The organism is Pseudomonas sp. FA-1, from assembly GCF_056856075.1.
In genome coordinates this window covers 106,610-122,726 of sequence record NZ_JBWXTH010000008.1, presented here as the reverse complement: position 1 = coordinate 122,726, position 16,117 = coordinate 106,610, and the positions used below count along the sequence as shown (strand labels likewise).

The 16,117-nt window shown below is 63.0% G+C and carries 14 protein-coding genes; 6 read left to right on the top strand and 8 right to left on the bottom strand.

The window, feature by feature from the left end; all coding sequences use genetic code 11:
- Positions 1–4 precede the first annotated feature (4 nt).
- The 5 genes from etfA to AC1MHZ_RS15885 form a co-directional block, all read right to left on the bottom strand.
- Positions 5–1,237, bottom strand: coding sequence for an electron transfer flavoprotein subunit alpha (etfA, locus tag AC1MHZ_RS15905; protein ID WP_480461856.1), 1,233 nt, complete (start codon positions 1,235–1,237; stop codon positions 5–7).
- The gene (dgcB, locus tag AC1MHZ_RS15900) at positions 1,237–3,189 is read right to left on the bottom strand and encodes a dimethylglycine demethylation protein DgcB (protein ID WP_084856360.1); all 1,953 of its coding nucleotides are present in this window, start codon (positions 3,187–3,189) and stop codon (positions 1,237–1,239) included. The genes etfA and dgcB overlap by 1 nt, the downstream gene beginning before the upstream one ends.
- A gap of 208 nt (positions 3,190–3,397) precedes the next feature.
- A complete protein-coding gene (gene dgcA, locus AC1MHZ_RS15895) occupies positions 3,398–5,458 on the bottom strand; it encodes a dimethylglycine demethylation protein DgcA (RefSeq protein ID WP_224457653.1) in 2,061 nt (686 codons plus the stop codon).
- 15 nt (positions 5,459–5,473) lie between these two features.
- Complete coding sequence (locus AC1MHZ_RS15890) at positions 5,474–6,004, bottom strand: DUF5943 domain-containing protein (RefSeq protein WP_043211077.1); 531 nt, start codon at positions 6,002–6,004, stop codon at positions 5,474–5,476.
- Between the two features lie 76 nt (positions 6,005–6,080).
- The gene (locus tag AC1MHZ_RS15885) at positions 6,081–7,058 is read right to left on the bottom strand and encodes a dipeptidase (RefSeq protein WP_084856366.1); all 978 of its coding nucleotides are present in this window, start codon (positions 7,056–7,058) and stop codon (positions 6,081–6,083) included.
- Between the two features lie 283 nt (positions 7,059–7,341).
- On the opposite strand from AC1MHZ_RS15885, the gene AC1MHZ_RS15880 reads away from it, so the two are divergent.
- Positions 7,342–7,743 (top strand): lysozyme inhibitor LprI family protein, encoded by a 402-nt coding sequence (locus tag AC1MHZ_RS15880; RefSeq protein ID WP_084856368.1) that lies wholly within the window; start codon positions 7,342–7,344, stop codon positions 7,741–7,743.
- Positions 7,744–7,863: 120 nt separating this feature from the next.
- On the opposite strand, the gene AC1MHZ_RS15875 is transcribed toward AC1MHZ_RS15880, so the two are convergent.
- Complete coding sequence (locus AC1MHZ_RS15875) at positions 7,864–8,811, bottom strand: GlxA family transcriptional regulator (protein WP_084856614.1); 948 nt, start codon at positions 8,809–8,811, stop codon at positions 7,864–7,866.
- A gap of 146 nt (positions 8,812–8,957) precedes the next feature.
- Here AC1MHZ_RS15875 and choX point away from each other — a divergent pair, with 146 nt between their 5' ends.
- From choX to AC1MHZ_RS15855, 4 genes are all read left to right on the top strand, one after another.
- Positions 8,958–9,902: a choline ABC transporter substrate-binding protein gene (choX, locus tag AC1MHZ_RS15870; RefSeq protein WP_084856371.1), complete on the top strand. Its 945-nt coding sequence runs from the start codon at positions 8,958–8,960 to the stop codon at positions 9,900–9,902.
- 177 nt (positions 9,903–10,079) lie between these two features.
- Positions 10,080–10,964: a 3-dehydrocarnitine:acetyl-CoA trimethylamine transferase CdhC gene (gene cdhC / locus AC1MHZ_RS15865; RefSeq protein WP_084856373.1), complete on the top strand. Its 885-nt coding sequence runs from the start codon at positions 10,080–10,082 to the stop codon at positions 10,962–10,964.
- Between the two features lie 19 nt (positions 10,965–10,983).
- The gene (locus tag AC1MHZ_RS15860; RefSeq protein WP_084856375.1) at positions 10,984–11,949 is read left to right on the top strand and encodes an L-carnitine dehydrogenase; all 966 of its coding nucleotides are present in this window, start codon (positions 10,984–10,986) and stop codon (positions 11,947–11,949) included.
- A gap of 10 nt (positions 11,950–11,959) precedes the next feature.
- Positions 11,960–12,430: a thioesterase family protein gene (locus tag AC1MHZ_RS15855; protein WP_084856377.1), complete on the top strand. Its 471-nt coding sequence runs from the start codon at positions 11,960–11,962 to the stop codon at positions 12,428–12,430.
- Positions 12,431–12,487: 57 nt separating this feature from the next.
- Here AC1MHZ_RS15855 and AC1MHZ_RS15850 read toward each other — a convergent pair whose 3' ends face one another.
- On the bottom strand, positions 12,488–14,068 hold the full coding sequence (locus tag AC1MHZ_RS15850) for a zinc-dependent metalloprotease family protein (RefSeq protein ID WP_482966602.1): 1,581 nt from the start codon (positions 14,066–14,068) through the stop codon (positions 12,488–12,490).
- Between the two features lie 333 nt (positions 14,069–14,401).
- Here AC1MHZ_RS15850 and AC1MHZ_RS15845 point away from each other — a divergent pair, with 333 nt between their 5' ends.
- A complete protein-coding gene (locus AC1MHZ_RS15845) occupies positions 14,402–14,659 on the top strand; it encodes a hypothetical protein (RefSeq protein WP_084856381.1) in 258 nt (85 codons plus the stop codon).
- Positions 14,660–14,794: 135 nt separating this feature from the next.
- Here the strand turns inward: AC1MHZ_RS15845 and gbdR are convergent, their stop codons facing one another.
- Positions 14,795–15,901: a choline metabolism transcriptional regulator GbdR gene (gene gbdR / locus AC1MHZ_RS15840; RefSeq protein WP_084856383.1), complete on the bottom strand. Its 1,107-nt coding sequence runs from the start codon at positions 15,899–15,901 to the stop codon at positions 14,795–14,797.
- Positions 15,902–16,117: the final 216 nt, after the last annotated feature.

Here is a 16,117-nt window from a genome sequence, read left to right as displayed (position 1 = left end):
GCCCTTATGCCGCGTCGCGCTGGCCGGCGCTGCGGTAGTTGTCCACAGCCTCGATCAACGCCTGGAGAATTGCCGAACTGTCGCCAATCACCGACAGGTCGGCCCGCTTGATCATGTCGCAGCCTGGGTCCATGTTCACCGCCACCACCTTGTCGCAGGCGCCGATGCCCTGCAGGTGCTGGATCGCTCCGGAGATGCCCACGGCCACGTAGACGCGTGCCGTAACCCAGGTACCGGTAGCACCGACCTGACGGTTACGCGGCATGAAGCCATCGTCCACTGCCACCCGCGAGGCGCCTTCGGTCGCACCGAGGGCGGCGGCCGCCTTGTGGAATAGGTCCCAGTCCTTGACGCCGTTGCCGCCGGAAACGATGAACTCCGACTCTGCCATGGCGATGGCGGCCGGGTCCACGGCCACCGAGCCAAGGTCTTCGATACGCGACAGGCTGCGTGCCACGCTTGTGGACAACTCCACCGGCAATGCTTCGTGACGGGTTTCGCTGACCGGGTCCGAGCACTCGGCCGCGGCCAGGATCAGGCGCGGCAGGGTACGCTGCAGGTCCTGTTGGCCGGCACCGGCACGACCGATGCACTGACCGTCCTTGACCTGCCAGACACGCGTCGCCGGGCGTTCGCCCAGTGCGGCGCCCAGGCGACGGCCCAGTTCGCCGCCACCGGTGCGGCTGTCGGGCAGCAGCCAATGGCGCGGTGCGAACTGGTTATCCACAGCACGCAGGCCCTGCACCAACTGCTCCGGTGCATAACCTTCGTATGCCTCGCCTTCGATCACCAACAGGCGGTCGACACCGGCGGTGGCGAAATTGCTTTCCTTGTGTTCGCCGAACACGATCGCCAATACAGCACCGTCCTTGCCGGCCAGGCTGTGGGCCAGGCCCAGCAGGTCGCGGTCGTGGCTGCCGAGGCGGCCACCGACCATGTCCGGGACCACGGCGATGTAGAACGCCGGGTCCGCGACCTGGTGCAGCGGCAACTGCACTTCGGCCGCAGCGGTGCGCCGTGCGCCACCTGTGGTGCCTTGCTGGGCACCGCTGCGGTCGATGCGCTTGAGACCATTGGGGCCAATGAAGCCCGCAGCGATCGCATGGGGGTTCTTGCGGATGATGCCGTTGGGGCCCATCCAGCTGGTCTGCTGCGTCTGCATCGCTGCGTGCAGCGGATGCAGACGGTTACGGGCGATCCACTCGGCGCGTGGGTCGCGGCGGATGATGTCGCTCATCAGTGCACCTCCGCAGTTTCACGTTTGGCCGCTTGCGACTTTCCCGCCGCAGGCGCTTCGTCTTCGATCAGCACGTCCGCCACGAGCTCGGCGATATCCTTGATCAGCGGACGTGGCTCGACCACACCTTCGAGCATCGCGGTGCACTGTGGGCAACCCACGGCCACCACCTCGGCTTCGGTCTGGCGGATATCGTCCATGCGCATGTCCGGAATACGCTGCTTGCCCGGGATATCGGTGATCGGCGCACCGCCTCCACCGCCGCAGCAGCGGGAACGGAAGCCCGAACGCTCCATCTCGCGCACTTCGATACCCAATGCCTTGAGCACGTCGCGCGGTGCTTCGTATTCGCCGTTGTAGCGGCCCAGGTAGCACGGGTCGTGGTAGGTGACGCTGCCACCTTTGTGCTGGCCCAGGTTGAGCTTGTTGGCCGCGATCAGTTCGGCGATGTAGGTGCTGTGGTGCTGCACCTGGTACTCGCCGCCCAGGGCGCCGTATTCGTTCTTCAGCACATGGAAGCTGTGCGGGTCGCAGGTAACGATGCGCTGGAAGCGGTACTTGTTCAGCGTCTGGATGTTGCGCTTGGCCAGCTGCTGGAAGGTCGCTTCGTCGCCCAGGCGGCGCGCCACGTCGCCGCTGTCGCGCTCTTCCAGGCCGAGCACGGCGAAGTCGACGCCCGAGGCCTTGAGCACTTTGACGAACGAACGCAGGGTACGCTGGTTGCGCATGTCGAAGGCGCCATCACCCACCCAGAACAGCACCTCGGTGCTCTTCACGTCGGACAACAGCTTGAGGTTGAGGTCGGCCGCCCAGTTCATCCGGCCACCGGGGTTGAAACCGCCGGGGTTGTCGGTGGCGATCAGGTTGTCCAGCACCTCGGCGCCCTTGTTCGGGGTCGCGCCCTTTTCCAAGGTGAGGTGGCGGCGCATGTCGACGATGGCGTCGACGTGCTCGATCATCATCGGGCACTCTTCCACGCACGCGCGGCAGGTGGTGCACGACCACAGGGTCTCGGCATCGACCAGGCCGTTGACGATCGGCTGGTGCGGGTGGCCGCCGTGTTCGCCGATCGGCTTGCCCGGGTAGGGGCTGCCGGCGAATTTGGCGTCGGTGCCGCCAGCCAGGCCAATGACCATGTCCTGGATGAGCTTCTTCGGGTTCAGCGGCTGGCCAGCGGCGAAGGCCGGGCACATGGCTTCGCACTTACCGCACTGTACGCAGGCATCGAAGCCCAGCAGCTGGTTCCAGGTGAAGTCCACCGGCTTTTCCACACCCAGGGGCGCGTTCGGGTCTTCCAGGTCCAGCGGCTTGAGGCCAGTGGAGCGGCCACCACCGAAACGTTCGGCACGGCGGTGCCAAGCCAGGTGCAGGGCACCGGCGAAGGCGTGCTTCATCGGACCGCCCCAGGTCATGCCGAAGAACAGCTCCGACACGCCCCACAGCACACCGACGCCCAGCACGGCCACCAGCAGCCAGCCACCGGTACCTTCAGGCAAGATGCCGGCGACCGGCAGGGTCGCGATGAAGAAGCTCGCGGCGAACACCAGCAAGCTCTTGGGCAGGCGCATCCACGGGCCCTTGGACAGGCGCGCGGGCGGGTTCAGGCGACGCTTGAAGACGAAGATGGCGCCACTGAACATGATCACCGTGGCGACCAGCAGGGCGTAGCCAAGGATCTTGCTCTGCAGGCCGAAGCCATGCACCAGGATCGCCAGGACGGCTGACAGTACGAAGCCACCGGCGGTAGCCACGTGGGTCTTGGACATGTACTTGTCGCGCTCGACCACATGGTGCAAGTCCACCAGGTAGCGACGCGGCATGGCCAGCAGGCCGCCGATCAGGTTGACCTTGGACGGTCGGCCGCGCCGCCACATGCGCACCCGGCGCAGGGCGCCGAGCACCGCCAGGCCAAGGGCAGCGAACAGCAGGATGGGTAGAAGGGTGTTCAACATGGGAGGCTCCCACAACAGCTAGATTCTTGCGCCGCCCTCGAGGGTGGCGCGGACCCCTGTAGGAGCGGCCTTGTGCCGCGAAAGGGTCGCGGAGCGACCCCAGCATTCCAGCAGTGCTGCGAACTTGCTGGGGCTGCAGTGCAGCCCTTTCGCGGCACAAGGCCGCTCCTACAGGGGAGCCAATCCCGCCTCTAGCGAGGCGGTGCGATCAGAAGTCCTTGCACAGGCGCAAGGCGTCATAGATCGCCGCGTGGACGTTGCGCTGGGCCACGCAGTCGCCGATGCGATACAGCAGGTAGCCTTCGCCCGGCTGGCTGAGGATCGGTTGCGGCTTGATGGCGAACAGCGCCTCGACGTCTATCTGGCCCTTGTTGCGCGAACCATCCTTCAGTGCGTAGTACAGCGCTTCGTCAGGACGCACGCCGTTCTCGATCACGACCTGGTCGACCACGCGCTCTTCCTTGCCGCCGGTGTACTCGTTCTCGAGCACTGCCACCAGCTTGTCGCCCTCGCGGTAGACCTTTTCCAGCATCATGTCGCCGGTCATGATCACTTCCTTGGGGTACAGGCTGCGGTAGTAGGTCGGGAAGGTGGTACCGCCCATCGCTACGCCCGGCTTGATGTCATCGGTGACGATCTCTACCTGGGCGCCCTTGTCGGCCAGGAAGTCCGCGGTCGACATGCCGGTGAATTCGCAGATGGTGTCGTATACCAGCACGTTCTTGCCCGGTGCGACCTTGCCGTCCAGCACGTCCCAGCTGCTGACCACCAGGCCTTCGGCAGCGCCCCAGTGCTCGTTCTGCTCGACGAACGGATGGCCGCCCACTGCCAGCACCACGACATCCGGACGCAGGTCCATGATGGTCTCGGCGTCGGCCGCTGTACCCAGGCGCAGGTCCACCTTCAGACGGGCCAGCTCCAGCTGGTACCACCGGGTGATACCGGCGATCTGGTCACGCTGCGGTGCCTTGGACGCGATGGTGATCTGGCCACCGATCTGGTCCTTCTTCTCGAACAGGGTCACGTCGTGGCCACGCTCGGCGGCGACGCGGGCAGCTTCCATACCGGCAGGGCCGGCACCGACCACCACCACCTTGCGCTTGGGCCCGGTGGTCTTCTCGATGATGTGCGGCACGCCCATGTATTCACGGGAGGTCGCGGCGTTCTGGATGCACAGTACATCCAGGCCCTGATACTGGCGGTCGATGCAGTAGTTGGCGCCGACGCACTGCTTGATCTGGTCGACCTGGCCCATCTTGATCTTGGCGATCAGGTGCGGGTCGGCCATGTGTGCACGGGTCATGCCGACCATGTCGACGTAACCGCCCTCCAGGATACGGGTAGCCTGGTTCGGGTCCTTGATGTTCTGCGCGTGCAGCACCGGGACCTTGACCACTTCCTTGATGCCGGCCGCCAGGTGCAGGAACGGCTCCGGCGGATAGCTCATGTTCGGGATGACGTTGGCCAGGGTGTTGTGGGTGTCGCAACCCGAACCGACCACACCGATGAAGTCGAGCATGCCGGTGGCATCGTAGTATGCGGCGATCTGTTTCATGTCCTCGTGGCTCAGGCCATCGGGGTGGAATTCGTCGCCACAGATACGCATGCCTACGCAGAAGTCGTCACCGACCTCGGCGCGCACGGCCTTGAGCACTTCAAGGCCGAACTTCATACGGCCTTCGAAGGTACCGCCCCATTCGTCGGTACGCTTGTTGACGCGCGGGCTCCAGAACTGGTCGATCATGTGCTGGTGCACGGCCGACAGCTCGACGCCGTCCAGGCCGCCTTCCTTCGCCCGGCGTGCGGCCTGGGCGTAGTTGCCGATCACACGCCAGATCTCTTCGACCTCGATGGTCTTGCAGGTAGCGCGGTGAACGGGTTCACGGATACCGGACGGCGACATCAGGGTCGGCCAGTTGAAACCGTCCCAACGCGAGCGACGGCCCATGTGGGTAATCTGGATCATGATCTTGGCGCCATGCTTGTGCATGGCGTCGGCGAGGTTCTGGAAGTGCGGGATGATCCGGTCGGTCGACAGGTTCACCGACGACCACCACTCCTGCGGGCTGTCGATGGCGACCACGGACGAACCACCGCAGATGGCCAGGCCGATGCCGCCCTTGGCCTTCTCCTCGTAGTACTTGACGTAACGCTCGGTGGTCATGCCGCCGTCGGTGGCGTAGACCTCGGCGTGCGCGGTGCTGAGCACGCGGTTGCGGATGGTCAGTTTGCCGATCTGGATCGGCTGGAACATTGCTTCGAATGCCATGTCGCTTACTCCGACTTACAACGGCTTGACGATGAACAGGCCGTCGTCGTGGCCTTCTTCCGAACCACCGTAGACCTGCTCGGCCACGGTACGGATGGAGCTGCCACGGGCGGCGAGGATCTGGTCCATGGCGCCGGCGAACCAGCCGGTGAACATGTAGTCGACCTTGCGGCCGCACTTGCCATAGACGTAGACGAATGCAGAGTGCTTGAGCTTGACGCTGCAGGTGCCCTTGTCCAGGTCGATGTCCTGGATCTCGAACAGGCCCCAGCCGCGCTGCGACAGGCGCTTCATGTAGTGCTCGAACACCGCGACGCCTTCCAGGCCATGGCATTCGGCTTCTTTCTCGCACCAGTGCCAGGCGGACTTGTAGCCGGCCTTGTAGAGGATCTCGGCGTAGGCGTCAGCGCCCAGTACTTCTTCGATACCGATGTGGTTGTTGACGAAGAAGTGACGCGGCACATACAGCATCGGCAGGGCGTCTGTGGTCCATACACCGGTCTCGGTATCGACTTCGATTGGCAATTGCGGGGCGATCTTGGCCATGGAAACTCAACTCCAGAAAAATTTTTATTGGTTGCCCCGACGTTGCTGGCCGGGGCCTTCAGGCTCGGAGTGCGGCTTATTCGCCCCACACATCCTTGAGGACGTTTACCCAGTTCTCGCCCATGATCTTGCGCACCACACGCTCGGAGTGGCCGCGCTTGAGCAAGGTCTCGGTGAGGTTCGGGAATTCGCCGACAGTGCGGATCCCCAGCGGGTTGATGATCTTGCCGAAATTGGTCAGGCGACGGGCGTAGCCCTTGTCGTGGGTCAGGTACTCGAAGAAGTCCTGGCCGTGGCCCTGGGTGAAGTCGGTACCGATCCCGATCGCGTCTTCACCGACGATGTTCATGGTGTACTCGATGGCCTCGGCGTAGTCGTCGATGGTCGAGTCGATGCCCTTGGCCAGGAACGGTGCGAACATGGTCACGCCGACGAAGCCGCCGTGGTCGGCGATGAACTTCAGCTCTTCGTCCGACTTGTTGCGTGGGTGTTCCTTCAGGCCCGAAGGCAGGCAGTGGGAGTAGCAGACCGGCTTCTTCGACTCGAGGATGACTTCCTCGCTGGTCTTGGAGCCGACGTGGGACAGGTCGCACATGATACCGACGCGGTTCATCTCGGCGACGATCTCGCGACCGAAGCCCGACAAGCCGCCATCGCGCTCGTAGCAGCCGGTGCCCACCAGGTTCTGGGTGTTGTAGCACATCTGCACGATGCCCACGCCCAGTTGCTTGAACACTTCGACGTAGCCGATCTGGTCCTCGAAGGCATGGGCGTTCTGGAAGCCGAAGAGGATACCGGTCTTGCCAAGCTCCTTGGCCTTGCGGATGTCGGCGGTGGTACGCACCGGCATGACCAGGTCGCTGTTCTCGCGGATCAGTTTCTGGCTGGAAGCGATGTTGTCGACGGTCGCCTTGAAGCCTTCCCAGACCGACACCGTGCAGTTGGCCGCAGTGAGGCCACCTTTGCGCATGTCCTCGAACAGTTCGCGGTTCCACTTGGCGATGATCAGACCGTCGATGACGATGCTGTCGGCGTGCAATTCGGCTGGGCTCATCAGGCTGTCCCCTTTTATTGAGTTTGCTCGCGCCAAACCTTGTGCCGGCGCTTTGGGGCCAGCATATGCCTGCGGCCCGAGGCGCCCCGGTGCAAAAACGACAGGGGGTTTGCCGAAAGCGTCAAAGGCCGACAAGGCGCCCTCTGGTGCGCCATACGGCGATGAGAGGCGGTCTCGACAACGGCATTTTCAGGCTTTATGAACTTTTCTTCAGGGAGCTACCAAGCGCCCCCGGAGTGAGCGAGAATCCCGGCGATTCGTCAGCCTGTTGAGGAGAAAACGGATGAAATCAATGGCATGGCTGGCCCTGGTGGCCGTGGCCCTGGGCGCCCAGGCCAACGAGGACGAAAGCACGCCTTGCGACACTGTCGAAAACGACACGCAAAGCTATGCCTGTGCGGCCTACAACAAGCAGACCGCCGAACGGGAGCTCGCGGCGGCGTTCGACGATCTCATCCAGCGCATTACCGACCAGTACCCGGACGAAAACGACAAGGTGCAGCAACTGACCAGCCGCCTGCAGGCTGCCCAGGCCCTGTGGACACAATTGCGCGACGCCGACTGCAAGGTCGAGACCTTTGCCGAGAAGCCGGGCGGCAAGGCGTTCGAAGCGGCATGGAACACCTGCCTGGCGCAGCGTAGCGATGAACGGTCGGAGTATTTGCAGTCCATTGGCCAACAATAACCAGCCACGCTCCCCTTGTAGGAGCGGCCTTGTGCCGCGAAAGGGCCGCAAAGCGGCCCCGGTATATTGGATCTGGGGCCGCATTGCGGCCCTTTCGCGGCACAAGGCCGCTCCTACAGTTCAGTGCACCACCGCCGTGCGTCGGTCTTCCCGCGGGCACCGCTCGAACCGCGCCCGATAGCAACGGGTGAAATACGACGCCGACTCGAAGCCACAGGCGATGCTCACCTCCAGCACGCTCATGTCGGTCTGGCGTAACAGTTGCCGCGCCTTGTCCAGGCGCAGTCGCAGATAGAAACCACTGGGCGTGTCGTCCAGGTGCAGGCGGAACAACCGCTCCAACTGGCGCCGGGTGATCTGCACACCGTCGGCCAGCACCTCGGTGTTGAGCGGCTGCTCGGTGTTGCGCTCCATCTCGCCGATCACCCGCACCAGCTTCTTATTGCGAAGACCATAGCGGTTGGCAATCTCCATACGCTGGTGGTCTTGTCGCGGACGGATACGTCCAAGCACGAACTGCTCCGACACCTGCACCGCCAGCTCGCTGCCATGGCCCTGGCCAATGAGGTCGAGCATCAGGTCGATGGACGCGGTCCCGCCGGCACAGGTGATGCGCCGGCGATCGATCTCGAACAGCTCCTGGGTCGCCTGCAATCTTGGGTAGCGCTCCTTGAACGCCTCCAGGGCCTCCCAATGCACGGTCGCCCGATGGCCGTCGAGCAGCCCGGCCTCGGCCAACACCATCGCACCGGTGTCGATGCCGCCCAGCAACACACCTTCATGGTCCAGGCGCCGCAGCGCCTGATGCAACGCCGCGCCATAACAGGCCAAGGGGTCGAAGCCTGCAACGATCAACAGCATGCGCGCAGATTCCCCCTCCCCCAGCACCCCATCGGCGTTCACCGACATGCCATTGCTGGCCTCCACCGCGCCGCCGTCCAGGCTCAGCACACGCCAGCGGTACAGCGGCCCGCGGAACCGGTTGGCCACGCGCAGGGGCTCCAGGGCGCTGATGAAGCCCATGGCCGAGAAGCCCGGCAACAGGAGGAAATGAATGGTTTCCGGCATCGCATGCTCCACGGCAAAAGTGGTCGCCTCCGTGCAATTGTTGGTCGCCAGGGTGCGAATTTCCACCCCGCCACCAGCGTAGCGTGTTCTCACGGCCCGTAGAGGCCGGCCCCAATAACAATATGCACTGCCGTTGGAGAGCCACCATGCACAGCTTCATCCGCCGCAGCCTGTTTTCCGTTGTCCTGAGCACCACCCTCGCAACGCCTCTCCTTGCCGCCGAACCCGCCGTGTGCAAAGACGTGCGCCTGGGCGTGGTCAACTGGACCGACGTCATCGCCACCAGCGCCATGGCCCAGGTGCTGCTCGACGGGCTGGGCTACCAGACCAAGCAGACCAGCGCCTCGCAGCAGATCATCTTTGCCGGTATCCGCGACAAGCGCCTGGACATGTTCCTGGGCTACTGGAACCCGATCATGACCCAGACCATCACGCCGTTCGTCCAGGCGGGGCAGGTCAAGGTCCTGGACAAACCCAGCCTGGAAGACGCTCGGGCCACCCTGGCGGTGCCGAAATACCTGGCTGACAAGGGCCTGAAGAATTTCGCCGACATCCACAAGTTCGAGAAGGAGCTGGGCGGCAAGATCTACGGCATCGAGCCAGGCTCCGGCGCCAACACTCAGATCAAGGCGATGATCGCCAAGAACCAGTTCGGCCTGGGCAAGTTCCAGCTGGTCGAGTCCAGCGAGGCGGGCATGCTCGCCGCTGTCGACCGCGCCGTGCGGCGCAAGCAGGCCGTGGTGTTCTTCGGCTGGGCGCCGCACCCGATGAACGTCAACCTCGACATGGTCTACCTGGGCGACAGCCAGGATGCCCTGGGGCCTGACGAAGGCCGCGCCACGGTATGGACCGTCACCGCGCCGGACTACGCCGAGCGCTGCCCCAACGCCCACCGGCTGCTGGCCAACCTGACCTTCAGCGCCGAGGACGAGAGCCGCATGATGCAGCCGCTGCTCGACCACAAGGACCCGCTGGATTCCGCCCGCCAGTGGCTCAAGGACCACCCCGAGGACAAGGCCCGCTGGCTCGAAGGGGTGACCACCTTCGACGGAAAACCCGCCGCCGAGAACCTCAAGCTCACCGCCAACTGACACCAATTTTCACGGCCACATCGTCTGTAGGAGCGGCCTTGTGCCGCGAAAGGGCTGCGAAGCAGCCCCAGGGATGCGTGCACCCCACGGAAAACAGGGGGCCGCTTCGCAGCTCTTTCGCGGCACAAGGCCGCTCCTACGGCGCTCAGGCCGCTGCCAACATCACGAGGAACCATCATGAACCATGACGTCATCATCACCTGCGCCCTGACCGGGGCCGGCGACACCGTTGCCAAGAGCCACCTGGTCCCGGTCACCCCCAAGCAGATCGCCGAGTCCGCCATCGAAGCCGCCAAGGCCGGCGCCACCGTGGTCCACTGCCATGTTCGCGACCCACAGACCGGCCGTTTCAGTCGTGACGTAGCGCTGTACCGCGAAGTCATGGAGCGCATCCGCGAGGCCGATGTGGACGTGATCGTCAACCTTACCGCCGGCATGGGCGGCGACCTCGAGATCGGCCCTGGCGAAACGCCCATGGAGTTCGGCCCAGGCACCGACCTGATCGGCCCGCTGGAGCGTCTGGCCCACGTCGAGGCGCTGCTGCCGGAAATCTGCACCCTGGACTGCGGCACGCTCAATTTCGGCGACGGCAATGCCATCTACGTCTCCACCCCCAGCCAACTGCGCGCCGGCGCCAAGCGCATCACTGAGCTGGGCGTGAAGGCCGAGCTCGAAATCTTCGACACCGGCCACCTGTGGTTCGCCAAGCAGATGATGAAAGAAGGCCTGCTGGACGATCCGCTGTTCCAGCTGTGCCTGGGCATCCCGTGGGGCGCGCCGGCCGACACCACCACCATGAAGGCGATGGTCGACAACCTGCCGGCCGGCGTCACCTGGGCCGGTTTCGGTATCGGTCGCATGCAGATGCCCATGGCGGCGCAAGCCGTGCTGCTGGGCGGCAACGTGCGCGTCGGCCTGGAAGACAACCTGTACCTGGACCGTGGCGTGCTGGCCAGCAACGGCCAACTGGTCGAGCGTGCGGTGGAAATCATCACCCGCCTTGGCGCTCGCGTACTGACCCCGGCCGAAGGCCGCGAAAAAATGAACCTCAAGCGCCGCTGAAGCCATTTGGAGAATCGCCATGTCTTTCATTACCGAGATCAAGACCTTCGCCGCCCTGGGCAGCGGCGTCATCGGCAGCGGCTGGGTCGCCCGCGCCCTGGCCCACGGCCTGGACGTGATCGCCTGGGACCCGGCTCCAGGCGCCGAACAGGCCTTGCGCAAACGTATCGCCAATGCCTGGCCAGCGTTGGAAAAACAAGGCCTGGCGCCAGGTGCCTCACAAGATCGCCTGCGGTTCGTGGCCACCATCGAGGAATGCGTACGTGACGCCGATTTCATCCAGGAAAGCGCCCCGGAGCGCCTGGACCTGAAGCTCGACCTGCACGCCAAGATCAGCGCCGCGGCCAAGCCGAACGCGATCATCGGCTCCAGCACCTCGGGCCTGTTGCCCAGCGAATTCTACGAGTCGGCCACCCACCCCGAGCGCTGCGTGGTGGGCCACCCGTTCAACCCGGTGTACCTGCTGCCACTGGTGGAGATCGTCGGCGGCCAGAACACCGCACCCGAGGCCATCGAAGCCGCCAAGACCATCTACACCGCCCTGGGCATGCGCCCGCTGCACGTGCGCAAGGAAGTCCCGGGCTTCATCGCCGATCGTCTGCTCGAAGCCCTGTGGCGCGAAGCCCTGCACCTGGTCAACGATGGCGTGGCCAGCACCGGCGAAATCGACGACGCGATCCGCTTCGGCGCCGGCCTGCGCTGGTCGTTCATGGGAACCTTCCTGACCTACACCCTGGCGGGTGGCGATGCTGGCATGCGCCACTTCATGGCCCAGTTCGGCCCGGCGCTGAAGCTGCCCTGGACCTACCTGCCGGCACCGGAGCTCACCGACAAGCTGATCGACGATGTGGTCGAGGGCACCGCCGAGCAACTGGGCGAGCGCAGCATCGCGGCCCTTGAGCGCTACCGCGACGACACCCTGCTGGCGGTGCTGGACGCCGTGAAGAACAGCAAGGCAAGCCACGGCATGGCCTTCGGCGACTGAGGAGACGGCCATGCCCGCACTGATCACCTATCGCACCCCAGTCCAGGAGGACTGGGTCGACTACAACGGGCACCTGCGCGATGCCTATTACCTGCTGATCTTCAGCTTCGCCACCGATGCGCTGATGGAGCGCATCGGCCTGGATGCCGACAGCCGTGGGCAGAGCGGCAATTCGCTGTTCACCCTGGAGGCGCACATCAACTACCTGCACGAAGTGAAGCTCGGCACCGAGGTGTGGGTGCAGACGCAGATCATCGGTTTCGACAAGAAGCGCCTGCACCTGTACCACAGCCTGCACCGGGCAGGCTTCGACGAGGCCCTGGCGGCCAGCGAACAGATGCTGCTGCATGTGGACCTGGCGGGGCCGAAGTCGGCACCGTTCAGTGAATCAAGCGCAGCGTCACTACAGCAGCTGATGAACAGCGCTGTGGACCATTCGCCCCCACAATTCGTGGGGCGCTTGATCCAACTGGGCCGTTAGCGACCAAGACCGGGACATGACGATGTCCCGGTCTGTGCTCAGTCGAAGCCGCATGCGCTATCGAGAAATGCTTACCATGCTGACCTTGTCATTCATGGATGAACCTGCTTTAACCCAGTCAATATCAGAGCTCATATCTGGATATTCGCCAAACAGATAAACAGACAACGCCCCTCTATAGGCCTTACTGATAAATTCTTCATATTGGCCTGGTGCACCTTCGAACCTCACCGTGATACCTGGCGCCAACCCTAAAACTTTGGCAGAACTTACAATAGACCCCCATTCGGCCCCACACTGCTGGCGTACGTCGATTGCTGAACCGACTGCTTGAATAAAGTGACACGATCGCCCTCTGTAATGGCTATGTTCGTAAAGCGTCACGTCGAGAACAGGCGGATAGAAATTCTCCACAACCGCCCTGTAGTCATCAAACTGGCGCGCCATGTCATGGTTCATCACCGTCCCCATCGGAATGCCCTGGTAGGTCAGGCGCGGGTTGGAGAAGTACGGAATTGCCCCGTGCGATGTCACTTGGATCGTGTGGAAGTTTGGCGAGCGATGCCGGTAACCGTGGTTGTAACGCTTGGTAGGGTCAGTCCCTTCCAGGCCGTGGTTCCCTCCCAGGTTATGTCCCAATTCATGAGCCAAGGCGCCAGCGCACGAAATGACGGAGTGACCTTGTGCTTTTGATGCTCTGATCCATGCCAGACCACAATACTCTTTGCCCATCGTATACATCGAGACCAGATCCGCACCCAATGCCTCTCTCACCCGAAGTAGATCGACGCCAAACGGTTTGGACAAACGCATGTCATCTAGGGTTTGTTTGTACGTTCTACCCGTTTCGTCATAGTCGGCATCATAGAACCCAGCCAGCTCATAGTTGATGGGTACACGGCTATTGATCATGTATTGGTTGGCATTTTGAAGCGCCTGGGCCAACGTTGCTCGTATGCCAGGGTGAGCCGCCCTGGATTGGATGGTGGTTACAAATAGGAGACGGATAGTACTGTGTTCAGGCTTCACGGCTGTATCAACGGCCGTATCCGTATCCAACGTCTCGGGGTCTGGAAGGGGCTCTGCCGTAGGCGGTAATTTGGACTCGTCTACCTTGGTCAAGGCATGTTGCCCCTGCCCGACAAACTCCAATCGGTAAAGCTGCCCGTCGACACGAATACTGCCGGCCAGTTGATCGCCATCTCGTACCAAGGACACCCAATTGAACGGGTCCATATCTACTTCCGCGTCGGATGTGTACAGCCGCTTACGGTCCGACAGCACGTCCCCAATCCAGCCCTCCATTCCTGGCATCGAGGTATTGAAGCGCTTCAATTGAAAATCCACTGTCCTGCCATCCGGCAAGGGCAGCGAAAGCATCTGGGTATCGGGTGCTATCAATGCAGCATTTACTTTCACCAGCCGAAGCTGCTCGATAGATGGATCGTCCATCAACGTACCGAGATATGAATAGGTGCCGGCTTCGTTCTGCAGCACCCGTATCACATGCGGATCGCTTTGCTCGTCGATCTCAAACAAACGAGGGTTGGCGGATTGGGCGTGGCTGAAGGGGGAGACGCTTACTGCCAGAGCCAAGGCGCCTGACAGCAATAAACTTTTATTCCAGAAATTTTTCATAGTCCTGCTCGAGTGAACGAATTCAGCTCGATTGAATCGCAGGAGGCAGGCAAGCATCACTGGCAGAACTCACGGCTTGCACAAAAAAATAACCCCGGAAAGCCGTGAGCATCCGGGGCCAAGAGCGAGCAAACATCCACTTTAACGAGTGAGGGTGACCAAGCCCTCCGTACCGTGAATGAGGCCAGTTTGCTGGCTTCCCCGACAGTGGATTTAGCCGGGAACGACCTGTTCTTAGCCAAAGCGGCCATTGCGATATTCTGCCCTTGCGGGTGTGTCGCCATGAACACAGAATCGGTCGTAAATCACAGCGGCAAACAAGGACAAGAAACCATGATGCATGCGGATTTGATTGACCAGGACGACCTGCTGGGCCACCTGCGCGCCCTGGGCTTCGAGATGCCGGCAGGCGCCACGGCCGAGCAGGCTTGCGAAGCGGTGGTACGCGGCTTGACCGAGCCCAACGCACGGGCCCTCAAAGGGATGGTCGAGCAGATGTACACCAGCAGCGCCACCATCCTGCCGGCGGTGCGCCAGGCCATCGAAAAGCAGTTGCTGCCGGCATTGGCCCAATTCAACAACCGCCCCTGATCCACCTTTTTCCAACGTACAAATACCCCTGTGGGAGCGGGCTTGTCCCGCGATTGCGTCAGTAGCAACAATAGTGTTGTTCCTGCCGACGCAATCGCGGGACAAGCCCGCTCCCGCAGGGTTTATGCGTTTGCTTCAGAGCCTTACGCTGGCGAACGTCGACTCGTTGCGCGCCTGGCTCAGCGAAGCCATCGGGCCGGCGTGCGGGGTCAGGGCCATTGCCTGCGGGATCGGCATCATTGCTACCTGCTGGGCAGTGTTGGAGCCCACACGCTCGTCACGCGGCGGAATGCCGAAGTATTCGCGGTAGCACTTGGAGAAGTGCGGCGTTGAAACGAAGCCGCATACCGAGGCCACCTCGATGATCGACATGGGCGTCTGCTTGAGCAGCTGGCGCGCACGGATCAGGCGCAGCTTCAGGTAATAGCGCGACGGCGAGCAGTGCAGGTACTTCTGGAACAACCGCTCGAGCTGACGACGCGACACCGACACGTACACGGCCAGTTCGTCCAGGTCGATCGGCTCCTCCAGGTTGGCCTCCATCAATGCCACGATTTCCTGCAGCTTCGGCTGGTTGGTGCCGAGCATGTGCTTGAGCGGCACGCGCTGGTGGTCCTGCTCGTTGCGGATGCGCTCGTAGACGAACATCTCGGAGATCGCAGCCGACAGCTCGCGGCCATGGTCGCGGCTGATCAGGTGCAGCATCATGTCCAGCGGTGCGGTGCCGCCGGAGCTGGTGAAGCGGTTGCGGTCGAGGGTGAACAGGCGCGTGCTCATGTTGACCCGCGGGAAGGCCTCCTGCATGGCCGCCAGACACTCCCAGTGCACACTGCAATCGAAGCCATCGAGCAGGCCGGCACAGGCCAACGCCCAGCTGCCGGTGCACACCGCACCCAAGCGGCGCGATTGCCGGGCCTGGGCTTGCAGCCAGGTGACGTGCTCACGGGTGACGGTGCGCTGGATGCCCACGCCGCCGCAGACGATCACCGTGTCCATCGGTGGTGCACTGTGCATCGCCGCATCCGGGGTGATCTGCAGGCCGTCGCTGGCCCAGACCTGGCCGCCATCGACGGTCAGGGTATGCCAGCGGTACAGCTCGCGGCCGGACAGCTGGTTCGCCATGCGCAGCGGCTCGACGGCGGAAGCGAGGGAAATGAGGGTGAAGTTGTCCAACAGGAGAAACCCGATGGACTGGGGAGCGGTGCGGTTCTGGGTCGGATTCCCGGAGGTGTAGGTCGTCATCGCGGATTTCTCCTCGCACAATGCAGGGCGTGCCTCAGGCGGGCACTGTTTCTTGTCATGGCCCCAGTTCGTATGCAGGGGCTTTGCCAACTTCAACGCAAACGCCGTGCCTAAATTGAACGGCTATTCAAAAAAACCCAAAAACGACGTCGCGCTGCGCGGTTTTCGGGCCTTTTCTCGGGTCGGATAAATAAGCGCAAACAGGCAAGCCAGCGC

Bases quoted from the DNA above. Each gene is read 5' to 3' on its own strand.
- AC1MHZ_RS15850 (WP_482966602.1), bottom strand. From the start codon at position 14,068: ATGAAAAATTTCTGGAATAAAAGTTTATTGCTGTCAGGCGCCTTGGCT.
- choX (WP_084856371.1), top strand. From the start codon at position 8,958: ATGCACAGCTTCATCCGCCGCAGCCTGTTTTCCGTTGTCCTGAGCACC.
- AC1MHZ_RS15855 (WP_084856377.1), top strand. From the start codon at position 11,960: ATGCCCGCACTGATCACCTATCGCACCCCAGTCCAGGAGGACTGGGTC.
- AC1MHZ_RS15845 (WP_084856381.1), top strand. From the start codon at position 14,402: ATGATGCATGCGGATTTGATTGACCAGGACGACCTGCTGGGCCACCTG.
- dgcB (WP_084856360.1), bottom strand. From the start codon at position 3,189: ATGTTGAACACCCTTCTACCCATCCTGCTGTTCGCTGCCCTTGGCCTG.
- cdhC (WP_084856373.1), top strand. From the start codon at position 10,080: ATGAACCATGACGTCATCATCACCTGCGCCCTGACCGGGGCCGGCGAC.
- AC1MHZ_RS15860 (WP_084856375.1), top strand. From the start codon at position 10,984: ATGTCTTTCATTACCGAGATCAAGACCTTCGCCGCCCTGGGCAGCGGC.
- AC1MHZ_RS15890 (WP_043211077.1), bottom strand. From the start codon at position 6,004: ATGGCCAAGATCGCCCCGCAATTGCCAATCGAAGTCGATACCGAGACC.
- AC1MHZ_RS15875 (WP_084856614.1), bottom strand. From the start codon at position 8,811: ATGCCGGAAACCATTCATTTCCTCCTGTTGCCGGGCTTCTCGGCCATG.
- AC1MHZ_RS15880 (WP_084856368.1), top strand. From the start codon at position 7,342: ATGAAATCAATGGCATGGCTGGCCCTGGTGGCCGTGGCCCTGGGCGCC.
- etfA (WP_480461856.1), bottom strand. From the start codon at position 1,237: ATGAGCGACATCATCCGCCGCGACCCACGCGCCGAGTGGATCGCCCGT.
- dgcA (WP_224457653.1), bottom strand. From the start codon at position 5,458: ATGGCATTCGAAGCAATGTTCCAGCCGATCCAGATCGGCAAACTGACC.
- gbdR (WP_084856383.1), bottom strand. From the start codon at position 15,901: ATGACGACCTACACCTCCGGGAATCCGACCCAGAACCGCACCGCTCCC.
- AC1MHZ_RS15885 (WP_084856366.1), bottom strand. From the start codon at position 7,058: ATGAGCCCAGCCGAATTGCACGCCGACAGCATCGTCATCGACGGTCTG.